Consider the following 14919-nt stretch of genomic DNA (forward strand, 5'->3'; position numbering starts at 1 on the left):
GCGTTTCTTTACACGAATAGCCATAACCCTATATTTCACAAGATTATTTTGCGGGCTCGTTTAGACAGTGTTCGATTTCTAATCATCCCGGAAAGGTATCATTTCAGTGCGAAATCATCGCCCTGAACAGGACGTAGCATTATGAAGACACATCCACAGTACGAACCCTGGTTGCAGGGCATGCTCATCATCGCGAAATATTATCGGCTGGATTTTTCGGCGGAGCATGTTCGGGTCACGATTAACCATGAAAGCCAGTCGCCACGCCAGCTGGTGCTGGAGGAGATGGCGCGCCAGCTTGGGCTGGGGATGCGGTGGGTGGCGGCGGAAGCCCTATCGCTCGATCCCTGGCGTTTACCGCTGCTGGCGGAGTTTACCGGCGGGCAAATTGCGGTCATCAACCGTATGGACAACGATGGGAACGTCAGCGTGCAGTTTAGCGGCGACGGCGGCCTGGAGACAACGCTGACGCGGGACGAGCTCGGTTCGCGGTTAAAGGGGCTGATGGTGCTGCGTCCCCTGGAGTCCACGCCGGATGCGCGCGTGGATGATTACATCAAACCCTATGAGAAAAACTGGTTCTGGCAGCTGGCGCTGAAAGACTGGCGTCGTTACAGCGATATTATGCTGGTGGCGCTGGTCGCCAACGTGCTGGCGCTTTCCGGCATGGTCTTCTCCATGCAGGTCTACGACAGGGTGGTACCGTCGCAGTCAGAAGCCACGCTGTGGGTGCTGTTTGGCGGCGTGATGATTGCCATCGTGTTCGAATTCATCATGCGCATGCTGCGCGTGCACATTTCTGACGTGGTGGGGAAGCGCGCCGATCTGCGCATCTCTGAACGCGTCTTTGCCCACGCGCTGCGGATTAAAAACGGCGCACGCTCGAAATCAACCGGATCGTTTATCGCGCAGATCCGCGAGCTGGAGTCGGTGCGCGAGCTGATCACCTCGACGACCATTGCGGCCCTCTCCGATCTGCCGTTCTTCCTGCTGTTCGTCTTCATTCTGTGGATGATTGGTGGTCCGCTGGTGCTGGTGGTCCTGCTCGCCGTGCCGCTGTTGCTTATTCCTGGCCTGCTGGTGCAGCGCCCGCTGGGGAAACTCTCCAGCGAAGGGATGCGTGAATCGGCGATTCGCAACGCCACGCTGGTGGAAGCGGTGCAGGGGCTTGAGGACATCAAGCTGATGCGCGCTGAGCAGCGGTTCCAGAACCAGTGGAATAACACCAATGACGTTGCCGCCAGCGTCGGCATGAAGCAGCGCTGGCTGACGGGGCTGCTGCTAACCTGGACCCAGGAGGTGCAATCTATCGTCTACGCCGTGGTGCTGCTGGTGGGGTGTTACCTGGTCATCAGCGGTGACATGACCACCGGTGCGCTGGTGGGCACCTCGATTCTGGCGTCCCGGACCATTGCGCCGCTGTCGCAAATTTCTGGCGTGCTTTCCCGCTGGCAGTCAGCAAAGGTGGCCCGCAAGGGACTGGATGACCTGATGCAGCGCCCGATTGACGATCCCCAGCACGGAAAGAAGGTGCATAAAGCCCACCTGCGCGGTGATTATCTGCTGGACGACGTGGGGTTTTATTACGACGAAGAAGAGAAGCTCACCGTGCTGAATATCAGCAAACTACGCATTCGCGCCGGGGAGCGCGTGGCGGTGCTCGGGCGGAATGGTTCGGGGAAAAGCACCTTGCTGCACCTCCTCGCGGGAATGCAGGAGCCGCAGCAGGGCAGCATTTTGCTGGACGATATTGCTCTCAATCATCTTGACCCGGCCGACGTGCGCCGCGATATGCAGTTGCTCAGCCAGCAGGCGCGGCTGTTCTTCGGCTCCGTACGCGACAACATCCTGATGGGTAATCCGCTGGCGACAGACGAGGAAATCCATCAGGCGCTGGTCAACAGCGGCGCGCTGGAGTTTGTGCGCAAGCAGAAAATGGGGCTAAACAGCATCATCAACGAGGGCGGAACGGGGCTTTCCGGCGGGCAACGTCAGGCGCTGCTGCTGGCGCGCGCGCTGATCACCTCGCCGAATATTCTGCTGCTGGATGAACCCACCGCCTGGCTGGATGAGGTCAGCGAGAAGCAGTTTATCCAGCATCTGCACCAGTGGCTCGGTAAGCGCCGGACGCTGGTGGTGGCGACGCATCGCCTGCCGATTCTGGACCTGGTTGACCGCATCATCGTCCTGGAAAACGGCAAAGTGGTGATGGATGGCCCTCGTGATGCCATTTTACGCCAGCACGGAATGGCCCCGCAGCAGGCGCCGCAGCGTACGGTTAAACTGAAAACGGAGGGCGTGGCATGAATGATTTCTCCCGCTTTAATAGCCGACTGAAGGAGCCCCGCCTGCCGCGTTCGTCGCTGGTGGCATGGTCGCTGTTTGCCCTGCTGGTGGTGTTTATTACCTGGGCCAGCCTGTTCCAGCTGGATGAGGTCACGACGGGCAGTGGCAAGGTGATCCCGTCCTCCCACGAGCAGGTGATCCAGTCCCTGGAAGGGGGGATTATTCACAGTCTGATGGTGCGCGAAGGCGACATCGTCGAGCGTGGTCAACAGCTTGCCCAACTGGACCGGACGAAAACCGAGTCCAGCGTGCTGGAGAGCGAGTCTCGATTAAACGCTGCAATGGCGACGGCCGCGCGTCTGAATGCTGAGGTGAACGACACCGGGCTGACATTCCCGGCAGAGCTGGATGACGACGTTGAGCTGGTCAAACAGGAAACGGCGCTTTATCAGTCACGTCGCGAAAGCCTTGAAAAAGGGCTGGCGGGTTTACGCCAGGGAGCGGATCTCGTGCAGCGTGAACTGGCATTAACGCGCCCGCTGGTGACGCAGGGGGCGGCCAGTAAGGTCGAAGTCTTACGCCTTGAACGCCAAAAAAATGAGCTGGAGAGCAAAATCACCGAGATGAAAAACCAGTACTACGTTCGCGCCCGCGAAGAACTGGCGAAAGCGAACGCAGAAATAGAGGCGCAGCGTTCGGTCATGAAAGGACGCGAAGATTCACTCACCCGCTTAACGTTTAATGCGCCGGTGCGTGGCATCGTGAAGGATATTGACGTGACGACGGTGGGCGGGGTGATCCCGCCGAACGGCAAACTGATGAGCCTGGTACCGCTTGATGACCAGATGGTGATAGAAGCGAAAATCTCGCCGCGCGATGTCGCGTTTATCCATCCCGGGCAAAAAGCGCTGGTGAAAATCACCGCCTATGATTACTCGATCTACGGCGGGCTGGAAGGGGAGGTGACGATGATTTCCCCGGATACCCTTCAGGACGAGGTGAAACGGGATGTTTATTATTATCGCGTTTATATTCGTACAGACAGTAACCATCTGACCAACAGGCAGGGCAAGGCGTTCCCGGTGTTCCCGGGCATGATAGCCACAGTTGATATCAAAACCGGCAGTAAATCCGTCATTGATTATCTGCTGAAACCGTTGAATAAGGCAAAAGAGGCGCTGCGCGAGCGGTAAAAAAGGCGTTCAGCAAACCGAACGCCCGTCAGATCAGAGTGTAGGCGTCATGTTGACAGCATGGCGTCGTTCTTTTGGTACCACATTGATGTAATGTGTGACATACGCAAAATATAATCCGGCATAATTTTCGACAAGCTCGATAAAGGCCGGATAAATTGACATCCGGCCATCGCCGCGATCTTTAAGATAACCTGCCTCCTGCGCCGATTTGATAATGCGGTTGACGTGAATACGCGAGACGAAAAATTCTTTTGCCAGCGTGCTGGCTGAATACGCTATTATGGCACCGTGTGCTGTTTTGTTTTTAATGGCCTGCAAATAGAGATAGAGCATAATCATTCGTCCGCCATCCTTATCAATAAATAAACCCACCTCCGGAAGCACTTTCCTGAATGTTAATCCGCGGAAAAGGTACTCTGCGGCGCGCCGGAAAAAGTTGTGCCTCAGAATGTCATTGTCCAGAAGGTTAACATTAATGTTGAATGCCGGATAAAGAATGCTGACAGGCGTAAACGCCCCGGACATATAGCGTTTAAGCTCATCGAGTCCTTTTTCCGTCGGCGCAATTTTTGTTTTTCGGCGATCTTCACTACAGCGCCAGGTCTTAATTCGCCCGGTAGTTTTAAGTATGGTAATGATCGCGATAACACTGTTAGGGCTGGCGATATTATAACGGGTGCATAGCGCCTTAATCTCTGAAACTGACTCAGCCTGATTGCCAAAAACAAAACAACACATGGACAGTATTATGTTGAAGCGTGATTCCTGAAGCATCGTTTTGTAGAACAAGGGTTGTTTTTTATAAATGGCATCATTAATTCTGTAGTGTTCTGTTATAGCTTCACCAAATCGCGGGTTGTTTTTAATGACATCCCTTCGATGTAGCAAAGCCCTGGATGAGATGTGATTATCCATAGCATTTTCTCTTTTTGTCTGGGCCGATAAGATGAAGTGTCCGGTCTTCTTTTTCGGAATTTTCATTATACCTCGAGAAATGCATATTTACTGTCGTTATATGAAAAGAAAGTGATATTTATGCTGCATATGGATGAGTCGGTTGATTAACGCAAAAATGTTCCTGTGCATAACATTGATAACGGTTTATTAACCAAACAGGGTGCGGTAAAATTATTCAATGCGACAAAGAGTATTGGCTTTAATTACAGATGGGAATACTATTTGCATTCTCAGGAGCAGGTTATGTCTCAAAATTTACCTTTTATACAAGGTACGTGCTACAAGCAACGGTTTGTTATTTCAGCCTGCGGTTTCACCTTCGAGGGGTATAGCCTGCTTCTGAAGTCACGTGGCGTAAACGCCACGCGGCTCCATTTTGAAGAGGATGAAGTTTGCTCAGGTGATGTTCGGAAAATGATGCAAAATCAACCACCTGAAGTTGCTGTTTTTCTTGGTCGCGACGTCGCTGCCTTTCTTGAAAGCCTGAAGCAGTTGGTATCGGTGCTGAATGCGCTGCCGGTTATTTGTAGCGTGACGCTGTATGGCGCAATACCAGAGAGATGGCTTTATGCCACGTTGTGTAGTCTCGTTAATAATACCAAATCGTTATCGATGATCAGGATAGCGAATATTTCAGACGTAATGGACTGTGCAGACAACATTTATGACGTGCATACCGATTCGTCACGCATATTGCGTGATGAACCCGAGAAAGAAGGTAAAGAAAGTCTGAATGGTTTAACAAAGCGCGAATTAACCGTATTGCTGAATTTTTATCGGGGTATTTCGATAAAAGAGCAGTCTGCGAGGTTAGGGTTGTCAGATAAAACCATTTATACCCATAGAAAAGTGGGGTTGGATAAATTATATCTTATCAGGGTGTGGTTTAGCGATGCACGTGTTTTCAGAGATGAAGTCTGTGCAGTAAAAAATAATCCGCAGGGGTTTTCGGATGCGGAAATTGATATTTTGCAGGCGTTACATAAGCGGGAAATCTTTGCGGCTTATCAAATTATTACCGATGGCGATAAAAAAGGAGTAGGCTTTGAAATTCTGCTGCGCTGGCATAAAAACGGTCAGGTTCTGAAGGCTGCCCAATTTCTGGGTGGGGTGAAAAATGGCGAAATATGGCTCAAGCTGACGGCGTTAGTCATCCACGCGGCCGTGTCAGGTATCAACAGATACAATGGGAAATATTATTTTTCGGTTAATATTCCGCCTCCACTGGCTACCGGGAACGCGCTGCCGGGAATGGCGAAAAAAGCCGTTGAGATGTTACTGAAGCCGCAGTGGGCCGGGAAACTTGTCTTTGAATTAGCTGAAGCGATTGATGTGACAAAGGATCCAAATATTCCTGTCACTCTTCAGCGTTTACGCGCCGAGGGGTGTCGCCTGTTTCTGGATGATTGCTTTTCCAGAGATTACGCTATGTTACCCATCCGACAGATTAATGTTGATGGACTGAAGCTTGACCGCGATATAGTTGAGCACTTTGTTGCTAACGACAATGACTATAGCATTATTAAAGCGATACAGATATACAGCGACATGACGGGAAGGGAATGCGTTGCGGAAGGCGTCGATAGCGAAGAAAAATTTAAAAAACTTGTCGCGTTAGGGGTTAAACGCTTTCAGGGATATTATCTTTCCCGGGCGGTTAAAGAAGAAGAGCTTGATCGAATGGTACGGCTATTTAGTTAATGGGTTCACTATGCTGGTGGTACGACAGAGAAACTTTTCTACCACCAGCAAAAACAGTCACTCACCAGCGCAATAATCTGTTATCAGATATCATCGCGCGTAAAACCGACAACAATTTCAAGCGTATTTCGAATGACATCGCAGGCTTCGGGCTCCTCGGTAATTTCGAGGGCGTGAATCAGTTGCAGGATAATCTCTTTATTAGAGAGATTGTCACCGGTCAGCATAATACAGCGTATTGCCGAGCCCAACACTTCAACCTCACCACTGAGATGTTTTCCTGCATTAAGAAAATGTTCCGCCAGTCCTTTATCGTGCAAGGCTTCAAAATTATACGTCTGCTGCATAATCGCTTTACTCATGGTGGTCACCGTTTCGGTTAAAATTAGTGTTTCTTGTCTGGGGTCAAAAGCGTGTTGTGAGTAAAGAGAGATCGCATGCGACCCATGTCATAATTGCCCATCACTCTTCCCCGGTCGTGCGAGACGCCGGTTACACGCTGGCGCACTTCATCTTCAGCGGCAATCAATGCATTTTTACGTTCATCATTTGATTCAACGTTAGCCATCGCCCGCAGGCGATTAGCAAGAGACACAAAGGTAATAGGTCCGTTCTCTTTCAGTATGGATAATACGGCCTCACCGATAAGGTCATCCTTAAGTCGTTCAAATTTAGTTCTATGCATAGCTTCAATCTCACTCTGCTACACGCGGCAGGCTGTAGCATGGGGTTAGTCATCGCATTCAGGAGCTCTATTCTCACTCAGCATGACTAACTTAGTAAGTTAAAAAACAGTGTTCAGGTTAACGCTCGAAGAAGAGGGCTATCAAACCGTTGTAGTGCGCTTTCTCAACGTCAGACGTTGATTCTTCAATTCTGCGCAACAGCTTTGTACAAATTGTCATTCTGCTCAGTTGTACATTTTCTTGGATGATCTCACTGACGATGGCACCAAGGGTTTCCTGCTGTGTTGGGACGTTATCCTTGTTAAAATACAAGGTGATAGCGCTTTCTGCTGTAGAGGGAGCATGGTTGCGACGCATAATTTTCCACCGTTAACAAACAATTTTGTAACATCACTGGCATCGAATTTATACTATATGGTCAAATCTGTACATCAAAATTGTACAACTTTTTCGTATGGATCGGGCTTTTAACAGGAGAACTATCAAAATTAGGGGGGAGAGAAGGAAAGAGGGGGAAAAGAAAAGGCCCCGGAGGGCCTGAAATTATTTACGTCCCAGCAGAAGTCCCAGAACGATACCTACCGCACCCGCAGCGATTAAGCCCGTTAACGGGTTATTTCTGACGGCTTCAGTAACATCCGAAACGGCATCACTGGCCTGGGCAGCATATTTTTTCGCTGCACCTTTCACCTGGTGTTTAGGGGAGTCAACGAATTCACCAAACTGCTGCTGCGCAGAGCCGGATAATTCATCAAGTTTGTTTTTGGCTTTATCGCCAGCGTATTGTGCATTTTTATCAGTGTCGAAATCAGACATTCCAGCCTCCTATTGTTGATAGTCTAAGGATAGACGCTGATTTCAGGCGTGAGCGAGATTTCGCTGAAATCGACGCCTGATTGCCCCTTTTTAGGATATGTCTTTCTTACATGGCCACCCTAACGTCCTAAGGATGTCGTTGATAAAAATTTCCCTTGCCGTCTCTCTACGCAGCACCAGGAGATTATTTTTGTCGTGCGTGAGCGGGAAAGGTAACGTAATAGCCAAGGGATGCAGCCAGGCACAGCATATAGCCGAACGATTCCGAACCTTCCTCCACGGCGTTTTTCACGACACGCATATAGCCATGCTCCAGGATGGCGTGCCACAGCACCTGCATCCCAAAGAGGCGGGAGAAGACCAGTACAGCCAGCAGGCCGCTCAACAGAATACCGTACCAGGGGGATTGGGTATATTTTGCCAGCTGTTCCAGGGTAGCGCGAAAATGCATAACGGGGCGAATTAACGCCAGCAGAGCGGCAATCAGCGCGAACCACACCCAACTCCCATGAGAAATGAGATCAAAAAGCGCGTCCAGTTCACGAATTAGCATTGTCAGGAAAAATCCGCCCACCAGAATATTACAGTAACGCATGGATTCGTACATTTTCGCCAGACGAAAATGGAGAAAGACAATAGTCGCTAATACCGTTTCCTGCATAATTTCGGTCAGTGATAATTCCGGAATATCATGGCCGACAAACCGCATATCTACCCAAAGACAAAGTACAATAAGTGCGCAAGCGGCCGCTGCGCCAACGAAGAATAAAAAGCTCTTTAGTACAATCATTAACACCACCATTTTGTTTGTAGCGAGTATGTTAGGTGACGAGAATGTTATTTCTGTCCACATTGTGCCATATAGGTGCGGATTTTTAACATTTCGAGCTAAATAGGGTTGGTCACGACGAGACGAAAGCGTAAATATCGTCAACAACGTCTGTGCTGTTTAGGCGGGGCGATGTCATTGCGGAGGGTGCCATCAGGCAACGGGATGTCAGGGTATTGAGGGACCAGCGAGAGGTGGAAAACACAGCTGCGGAACTATCTTGTCGATGTTTTCTTAAGAACATACTCTGATTGAGAAAGCGTTCAGTTCCACAAAAATGCTGTTTCTCCACCCTGGGAATTATTTTTCTTCTTTGTACTCACCTTTTGATTTCAGTTTATCTCTAACCAGGTTGGCGCAACTGGTTGCATTCTGTAAACTCAGGTCGTTTACAATAGAAGAACGAGATTTTAAAACTTCGTTGTAAGCTTCTTTAACTTTCGGACTGACTGTTGCAGCAAAACTATCTGGTGGGAAGTTACCCAAAGGTTCTTTATCACCGCTTAAGGCCTTAGCACAAGCATTATTAATTTGGTCATCAATGCTTAATTGATTAGCGATAGCTGATAACGAAAAAGATAAAACCAAAGAGGCGAGAACAATTCTTTTCATACTTAGTCATTCCTTAATGATGAAGCGTTGTGATCCGAATTCAATATGTAAAACCCAATTGTGATAGTAATATTTATCAGAGTGTATAAAAATTCTTTTGGATAAACCGGATCAGGACCAGTTTCAGCAATGTTTTCTGTCCGAACATGCTGCACCCGACTTATTTTGTTTACTACAGGCTAAATGTTATCAAAGATAAATATATCCAACAGCATTAGTCTATTCTTTTTCGTATTCTTATGATACCTACGTTCTTTAGTGGGGGTTAGTGTGATTGCACAAGTCTTTTAAAGTAGGATTTTTAAGAAAGAATGATGATGTATGACTTCATCGGTAGCACACTTGCATTACACTCAATAACAAGAACAACCAACACGTTAATTTTTAAGGGACAGTGCATGGCTGCAATGGATTTATCCAAAATGGGCACTGCCAAAGTGGTGCTGAATACCAGTGATTGCAATCAGATAGTTATAGAAAAGTGGCCTGTCAGCGATGTTGAGTGGGCCTTTTATCTCTACGCGGCAACAGAGCTTAATCAGGCAGGGATTGCTACGCCAACGCTTTTGTCTGCTGATGCCACCTTACGCAAGTTAAGACTGGAGTATATTCCTTATAAGGTTGATCAGACCGCTGTGGCAAACGATTATGCCATAGCTATGCTGGGGCGCCTGCATCGCTATCCTGCAAATTCTGAATGGCTCTATCATACGTATACGTGGACAGAAACAGCGCTTGAAAACGCTCTCATGCTTTTGGCATTACCTGAAAAAAATGCCCGGCAGCTTCGACGATTTCAGCAGAATAGTAATGCGTTATTCGCCTGCCAAAGCCTGGTTTCAGGCGACAGAAATGCAGGCAACTGGGGAAGAAGAGAAAGCGGTAATTTAGTTCTTTTTGACTGGGAAAGGTTTGGCAAAGGGAGTCCTGCTATTGACCTGGCTCCCCTCATAAGGGGAATGGGGACAAAACAAGAATTTATAGACCTTGCAGGACGCTATTGCCAGCTATCCTCCCATCAAAATATCAGGGAGCTGGCCAGAGAAATTGCTATTGTCAAAGCCTGGATTGTCACGGAAGTGATTGTCCTGCTTCATATGTGGCAAAAGAGTGCATTTCCCTTGTATCTCAACTGGTACAGAGAACATCTTCCCGACTGGTTAGACAACGTGGAAAAAATGTTATGAAGCATGAATTCTAAAAATTCTGCTTTTTATAGCAATACGTACTTTTCGCTCCTGACGCACCTGATTGCCCACTTCTGATATATCAGCGAGTCACTAATATTAACTCGCTGATTTTTCACATTACCTACGGTTCTACTTAAAACCCACAATAAACTTCGTGTTTACATAAAATCGTATTAACAGATACAATACCCCCCTATAGTATCAGGAGGGCGTATGCCGCATTCACCCGAAGATAAAAAACGTATTCTGACCCGCGTCCGCCGCATTCGGGGCCAGGTTGATGCCCTTGAACGCGCCCTGGAATCGGGCGATCCCTGTCTCGCCATTTTGCAGCAAATCGCCGCCGTGCGCGGCGCTGCCAATGGCCTGATGGGGGAAATGGTTGAAATTCACCTCAAAGATGAGCTGGTGACGGGGGAGACCACCCCGGATCAGCGGGCTGTGCGGATGGCGGAAGTCGGCCATTTACTGCGCTCTTATCTAAAATAAATCCACACACCTCACAACAAGGGAAAGACATCATGAAATCTCGCGCAGCTGTCGCGTTCGGCCCAGGCCAGCCGCTGAAAATCGTTGAAATTGATGTTGCTCCGCCTAAGAAAGGCGAAGTGCTGATCAAAATTACCCATACCGGCGTTTGCCATACCGATGCGTTTACCCTGTCTGGTGACGATCCGGAAGGCGTATTCCCGGCGGTGCTCGGCCACGAAGGGGGCGGTGTGGTGGTGGAAGTGGGTGAAGGCGTCACCAGCCTTAAGCCCGGCGACCATGTGATCCCGCTCTACACCGCAGAGTGCGGTGAGTGTAAGTTCTGCAAATCCGGCAAAACTAACCTCTGCCAGGCCGTGCGCGCCACGCAGGGTAAAGGTCTTATGCCGGACGGCACCACCCGTTTCTCCTATAACGGCGAGCCCATTTATCACTACATGGGGACCAGCACCTTCAGCGAATACACGGTGTGCGCCGAGATCTCACTGGCGAAAGTGAATCCGCAGGCCCCGCTGGATAAAGTCTGTCTGCTCGGCTGCGGTGTCACCACCGGTATCGGCGCGGTGCATAACACGGCGAAAGTGAAAGAGGGTGACACCGTGGCGGTGTTCGGCCTCGGCGGGATCGGTCTGGCAGTCATCCAGGGCGCGGTACAGGCGAAAGCTGGCCGCATCATTGCTGTGGATACCAACCCGGAAAAATTTAAGCTCGCAGGTGAGATGGGCGCGACCGATTTCATCAACCCGAAAGACTACGACAAACCGGTTCAGGAGGTGATCGTTGAGCTGACCGACGGCGGCGTGGACTTCAGCTTCGAATGTATCGGCAACGTCGATGTGATGCGCTCAGCGCTTGAGTGCTGCCACAAAGGCTGGGGCGAGAGCATCATTATCGGTGTGGCCGGCGCGGGTCAGGAGATCAAAACCCGTCCCTTCCAGCTGGTGACAGGGCGCGTATGGCGCGGGTCGGCATTTGGCGGCGTGAAAGGCCGTACCCAGCTGCCGGGCATGGTTGAAGATGCGATGGTCGGTAAAATTCAGCTCGACCCGTTCATTACGCACCGCCTGCCGCTGGAGCAGATCAACGAAGCCTTCGATCTGATGCACGAAGGAAAATCTATTCGTACCGTTATCCATTTCGGCGACAACTGATTATTCTGCCAGCGGTTTTTTCCGCTGGCATTTCTTCCCTGATCTTTTCTAAAGTGTGACCTGTCTGGCGCTTTTAACCGTAATCTAATTCTACGCCGTGCCGATGACTCTTTTACAGGCGTGTTTTTACGCATCTTACCTATAAGAGAGTCGACGGTCATGGACAACACAACATCGATGCAGGCGCAGCATAAGCTGAGTTTCTTGCATCACATCCGGCTGGTTCCGCTGTTTTCCTCCATTCTCGGTGGCATTATTCTCCTGTTTGCATTGAGCTCGGGTCTCGCAGGCTATTTCCTGCTCCAGGCCGATAACGATCAGCAGGATGTTACGGCAGAAATCCAGGTGCGCACCGGGCTGTCAAACAGTTCCAACCATTTACGCACCGCCCGTATCAACATGATCCACGCGGGGGCGGCGAGCCGTATCGCGGAGATGGAGGCGATGAAACAAAACATCGCTGAGGCTGAGACCCGCATCAGGCAGTCGCAGGATGGATTTGCCGCCTATATGAAGCGCACTATTCGCACACCGGCTGATGAAGCGCTGGACGGCGATCTGAAAGCCCGCTATGACGCCTACATCGCCGGTATGCAGCCGATGCTGAAATATGCCAAAAACGGCATGTTTGAAGCCATTATTAACCACGAAAATGAGACCGCGCGTCCGCTGGACGATGCCTATAACGCGGTGCTGCTGAAGGCGATAAAAATCCGCACCGAACGCGCCAATGCGCTGACGGCGCAGGCTCACACCCGCACCCGGCTGGGGCTGATGTTTATGTTCGGCGCGTTTGGCCTGGCGCTGGCGCTGGCGGTGATCACCTTTGTGGTGCTGCGCCGTACGGTGATAAACCCGCTCCAGCGAGCCGCTACGCGTATCGAAAATATCGCGAAAGGCGATTTGACCATGCCGGACGAACCGACCGGGCGCAGTGAAATTGGCCGCCTGACGGGCGATCTGCAAACGATGCAGCACGCGCTGGTGACCACCGTAGGCACCGTGCGGCAAGGGGCGGAGGAGATCTACCGGGGAACCAGCGAGATCTCCGCGGGTAACACCGATCTCTCTTCCCGTACTGAGCAGCAGGCGGCGGCGATTGAACAGACGGCGGCCAGCATGGAGCAGCTCACCGCGACGGTGAAACAGAACGCCGATAACGCGCATCATGCAAGTAAACTGGCAGAAGATGCCTCCGGGAAGGCCAGCCGCGGGGGGCAGATGGTCTCCGGCGTGGTGAAAACCATGGGTAATATTTCCACCAGCTCGAAGAAGATCTCTGAAATTACCGCCGTGATTAACAGCATCGCGTTCCAGACCAATATTCTGGCGCTCAACGCGGCGGTCGAGGCGGCGCGTGCGGGTGAACAGGGACGCGGCTTTGCGGTCGTGGCGAGTGAAGTTCGCACCCTGGCAAGCCGCAGCGCAAACGCGGCGAAAGAGATTGAAAGCCTGATTAATGAATCGGTGTCGCTTATCGATCAGGGTTCCGGGGAGGTGGTTGCAGCGGGCAATACCATGAATGAAATCGTCGAGGCGGTTAAACGCGTCACCGATATCATGCTGGAGATTGCAGCGGCGTCCGATGAGCAGAGCCGCGGCATCGTTCAGGTGAGCCAGGCGATTTCCGAGATGGATAAGGTGACGCAGCAGAATGCCTCGCTGGTGGAAGAAGCTTCTGCGGCAGCGGCTTCGCTGGAGGAGCAGGGCGCACGTCTGACGGAAGCCGTTGGCGCGTTTCGTCTCAACGGGGCGCGTGCAGGACGGGCTCCAGCCGCTGCAAACGCAGCGAAACCCTCGCCTTTAACCCCGGCGGCGGTCGTCTCAGGTGATAACTGGGAAACGTTCTGAGTAAGACAGACCCGCCCTCGCGGCGGGTTCTGCGTTTATGGTCAAAGAGGCATTGATTTACGAATGGCGCTTAACAGCGTTTGGGCACCTTCAGAGAGCGGGGCATCTACCCGCGTCAGGATCCCAATCGGCTCTCCCGCGCCGGGCGATGTTACCGGCAGCGCCGTAAGCACGCCGCGTCGCAGATCGTCCTTCACCGCGCCGGACGGCACAAACCATACGTAGTCATAATCCACCGTAAGCTGGCGCGACAGCGACGCCGAGAGCGTTTCAATACACCCGGAAGGCAGCGTGCAGCCCTGCATTTGCAGCAACGCTTCCGCATTCTGACGCGGAACGGTTCCTTTTGGTGAGACCACCACCGGCCACTCCATCACACGGCTCAGGGTCACGGTGTCCTGCAACAGGGGATGATTCGGACGCACGACCAGCTTCAGCGATTCCAGGAACAGCAGCTCGTAGTTCAGGCCGCTCATCAGTTCCGGATCGGACATCCGCCCAATGCCCAGATCCAGCTCGCCTGACTTCAGGCCCGCCAGCAGCATGGTGTTATTCATGGTCGCGACCTGAAGCGTGGCGTGCTTTTGCTGACGGTGGAACTGGCCGATCGCCGCAGGCAGTATGCCCAGCGCCGCCGTTGGCAGCGCGCCCACGCGCACGATGTCGCTGGCCGGCTCCTCTTTACGGTTTAACGCCTGACCGGCGGTATTGAGGGCATCGAGAACTTTAACGGCATGCGTCAGGAACTGTTCGCCCACGAGCGTAAGCTGAGCCCCCAGACGGCCGCGATCGAACAGGCGGGTTCCGGTAAGCTGTTCCAGTTCGTTCAGCGTTTTGGAGAGTGCAGGCTGACTGAGGTTAAGGGTTTCAGCCGCTCGCCCCAGCGTTCCCTGTTGAGCGACGGCCACAAAAGTATGCAAATGGCGCAAGCGTATGCGCTGACTGAACAGACCATTTTTTTCCATAGGCGATGTTAAAAACAGAGCGACGCGGGTGACAAGTTAAGATGTTTGAATTTGATAACCTGATAGCAAAATATTTTTAACATTTGATCTGTTTGAGTTACAACCGTTTTTCGAAAATGCCCACGCTTTGACCACTCGTCTGCCTGGATCACAATTCGTAAATTCTTCCCAACGAAAGGAACGGGCTTCT

Annotated in this window: 15 protein-coding genes; 7 read left to right on the plus strand and 8 right to left on the minus strand. The window is 51.3% G+C overall.

The features are described from left to right. The first annotated feature begins 141 nt into the window (after positions 1-141). Both BFV63_RS10650 and BFV63_RS10655 read left to right on the plus strand, forming a co-directional pair. Entirely contained in the window at positions 142-2307 is a 2166-nt protein-coding gene (locus tag BFV63_RS10650; RefSeq protein WP_057058716.1) for a type I secretion system permease/ATPase, read from the plus strand. Beyond that, on the plus strand, positions 2304-3479 hold the full coding sequence (locus BFV63_RS10655) for an HlyD family type I secretion periplasmic adaptor subunit (RefSeq protein WP_022651165.1): 1176 nt from the start codon (positions 2304-2306) through the stop codon (positions 3477-3479). The genes BFV63_RS10650 and BFV63_RS10655 overlap by 4 nt, the downstream gene beginning before the upstream one ends. Before the next feature lie 33 nt (positions 3480-3512). Here the strand turns inward: BFV63_RS10655 and BFV63_RS10660 are convergent, their stop codons facing one another. Next, positions 3513-4397 (minus strand): hypothetical protein, encoded by an 885-nt coding sequence (locus BFV63_RS10660; RefSeq protein WP_032634546.1) that lies wholly within the window; start codon positions 4395-4397, stop codon positions 3513-3515. 285 nt (positions 4398-4682) lie between these two features. Here BFV63_RS10660 and BFV63_RS10665 point away from each other — a divergent pair, with 285 nt between their 5' ends. Further along, positions 4683-6140, plus strand: a complete 1458-nt coding sequence (locus BFV63_RS10665; protein ID WP_048240836.1) for an EAL domain-containing protein — start codon at positions 4683-4685, stop codon at positions 6138-6140. Between the two features lie 83 nt (positions 6141-6223). Here BFV63_RS10665 and BFV63_RS10670 read toward each other — a convergent pair whose 3' ends face one another. The 6 genes from BFV63_RS10670 to BFV63_RS10695 form a co-directional block, all read right to left on the minus strand. After that, a complete protein-coding gene (locus BFV63_RS10670) occupies positions 6224-6502 on the minus strand; it encodes a biofilm development regulator YmgB/AriR family protein (protein ID WP_044596271.1) in 279 nt (92 codons plus the stop codon). 23 nt (positions 6503-6525) lie between these two features. Next, positions 6526-6825, minus strand: coding sequence for a hypothetical protein (locus tag BFV63_RS10675; protein WP_003857266.1), 300 nt, complete (start codon positions 6823-6825; stop codon positions 6526-6528). A 118-nt stretch (positions 6826-6943) separates the two neighbouring features. Next, a complete protein-coding gene (gene ycgZ / locus BFV63_RS10680) occupies positions 6944-7183 on the minus strand; it encodes a regulatory protein YcgZ (protein ID WP_045349902.1) in 240 nt (79 codons plus the stop codon). Positions 7184-7369: 186 nt separating this feature from the next. Beyond that, positions 7370-7642: an ElaB/YgaM/YqjD family protein gene (locus BFV63_RS10685; protein WP_003857263.1), complete on the minus strand. Its 273-nt coding sequence runs from the start codon at positions 7640-7642 to the stop codon at positions 7370-7372. 184 nt (positions 7643-7826) lie between these two features. After that, positions 7827-8432, minus strand: a complete 606-nt coding sequence (locus tag BFV63_RS10690) for a hypothetical protein (protein ID WP_032609156.1) — start codon at positions 8430-8432, stop codon at positions 7827-7829. A gap of 339 nt (positions 8433-8771) precedes the next feature. Continuing rightward, positions 8772-9083, minus strand: coding sequence for a hypothetical protein (locus BFV63_RS10695; protein WP_003857260.1), 312 nt, complete (start codon positions 9081-9083; stop codon positions 8772-8774). A 398-nt stretch (positions 9084-9481) separates the two neighbouring features. On the opposite strand from BFV63_RS10695, the gene BFV63_RS10700 reads away from it, so the two are divergent. The 4 genes from BFV63_RS10700 (at position 9482) to BFV63_RS10715 (ending at position 13764) form a co-directional block, all read left to right on the plus strand. Then, on the plus strand, positions 9482-10270 hold the full coding sequence (locus BFV63_RS10700; protein ID WP_048241850.1) for a phosphotransferase family protein: 789 nt from the start codon (positions 9482-9484) through the stop codon (positions 10268-10270). A gap of 216 nt (positions 10271-10486) precedes the next feature. After that, on the plus strand, positions 10487-10762 hold the full coding sequence (locus BFV63_RS10705) for a metal/formaldehyde-sensitive transcriptional repressor (RefSeq protein WP_003857256.1): 276 nt from the start codon (positions 10487-10489) through the stop codon (positions 10760-10762). Positions 10763-10794: 32 nt separating this feature from the next. Then, positions 10795-11913, plus strand: coding sequence for an S-(hydroxymethyl)glutathione dehydrogenase/class III alcohol dehydrogenase (locus tag BFV63_RS10710; protein ID WP_003857251.1), 1119 nt, complete (start codon positions 10795-10797; stop codon positions 11911-11913). Positions 11914-12072: 159 nt separating this feature from the next. Then, complete coding sequence (locus BFV63_RS10715; protein ID WP_069597530.1) at positions 12073-13764, plus strand: methyl-accepting chemotaxis protein; 1692 nt, start codon at positions 12073-12075, stop codon at positions 13762-13764. Positions 13765-13805: 41 nt separating this feature from the next. Here the strand turns inward: BFV63_RS10715 and BFV63_RS10720 are convergent, their stop codons facing one another. Beyond that, complete coding sequence (locus BFV63_RS10720) at positions 13806-14729, minus strand: LysR substrate-binding domain-containing protein (protein WP_003857247.1); 924 nt, start codon at positions 14727-14729, stop codon at positions 13806-13808. Positions 14730-14919: the final 190 nt, after the last annotated feature.

The organism is Enterobacter hormaechei subsp. xiangfangensis, from assembly GCF_001729785.1.
Taxonomy (GTDB): Bacteria; Pseudomonadota; Gammaproteobacteria; order Enterobacterales; family Enterobacteriaceae; genus Enterobacter; species Enterobacter hormaechei_C.

What these genes read in the sequence shown, in the direction of transcription:
- BFV63_RS10650 (WP_057058716.1), top strand. Translation starts at nt 142, where the DNA reads ATGAAGACACATCCACAGTACGAACCCTGGTTGCAGGGCATGCTCATC.
- BFV63_RS10655 (WP_022651165.1), top strand. Translation starts at nt 2,304, where the DNA reads ATGAATGATTTCTCCCGCTTTAATAGCCGACTGAAGGAGCCCCGCCTG.
- BFV63_RS10660 (WP_032634546.1), bottom strand. Translation starts at nt 4,397, where the DNA reads ATGGATAATCACATCTCATCCAGGGCTTTGCTACATCGAAGGGATGTC.
- BFV63_RS10665 (WP_048240836.1), top strand. Translation starts at nt 4,683, where the DNA reads ATGTCTCAAAATTTACCTTTTATACAAGGTACGTGCTACAAGCAACGG.
- BFV63_RS10670 (WP_044596271.1), bottom strand. Translation starts at nt 6,502, where the DNA reads ATGAGTAAAGCGATTATGCAGCAGACGTATAATTTTGAAGCCTTGCAC.
- BFV63_RS10675 (WP_003857266.1), bottom strand. Translation starts at nt 6,825, where the DNA reads ATGCATAGAACTAAATTTGAACGACTTAAGGATGACCTTATCGGTGAG.
- ycgZ (WP_045349902.1), bottom strand. Translation starts at nt 7,183, where the DNA reads ATGCGTCGCAACCATGCTCCCTCTACAGCAGAAAGCGCTATCACCTTG.
- BFV63_RS10685 (WP_003857263.1), bottom strand. Translation starts at nt 7,642, where the DNA reads ATGTCTGATTTCGACACTGATAAAAATGCACAATACGCTGGCGATAAA.
- BFV63_RS10690 (WP_032609156.1), bottom strand. Translation starts at nt 8,432, where the DNA reads ATGATTGTACTAAAGAGCTTTTTATTCTTCGTTGGCGCAGCGGCCGCT.
- BFV63_RS10695 (WP_003857260.1), bottom strand. Translation starts at nt 9,083, where the DNA reads ATGAAAAGAATTGTTCTCGCCTCTTTGGTTTTATCTTTTTCGTTATCA.
- BFV63_RS10700 (WP_048241850.1), top strand. Translation starts at nt 9,482, where the DNA reads ATGGCTGCAATGGATTTATCCAAAATGGGCACTGCCAAAGTGGTGCTG.
- BFV63_RS10705 (WP_003857256.1), top strand. Translation starts at nt 10,487, where the DNA reads ATGCCGCATTCACCCGAAGATAAAAAACGTATTCTGACCCGCGTCCGC.
- BFV63_RS10710 (WP_003857251.1), top strand. Translation starts at nt 10,795, where the DNA reads ATGAAATCTCGCGCAGCTGTCGCGTTCGGCCCAGGCCAGCCGCTGAAA.
- BFV63_RS10715 (WP_069597530.1), top strand. Translation starts at nt 12,073, where the DNA reads ATGGACAACACAACATCGATGCAGGCGCAGCATAAGCTGAGTTTCTTG.
- BFV63_RS10720 (WP_003857247.1), bottom strand. Translation starts at nt 14,729, where the DNA reads ATGGAAAAAAATGGTCTGTTCAGTCAGCGCATACGCTTGCGCCATTTG.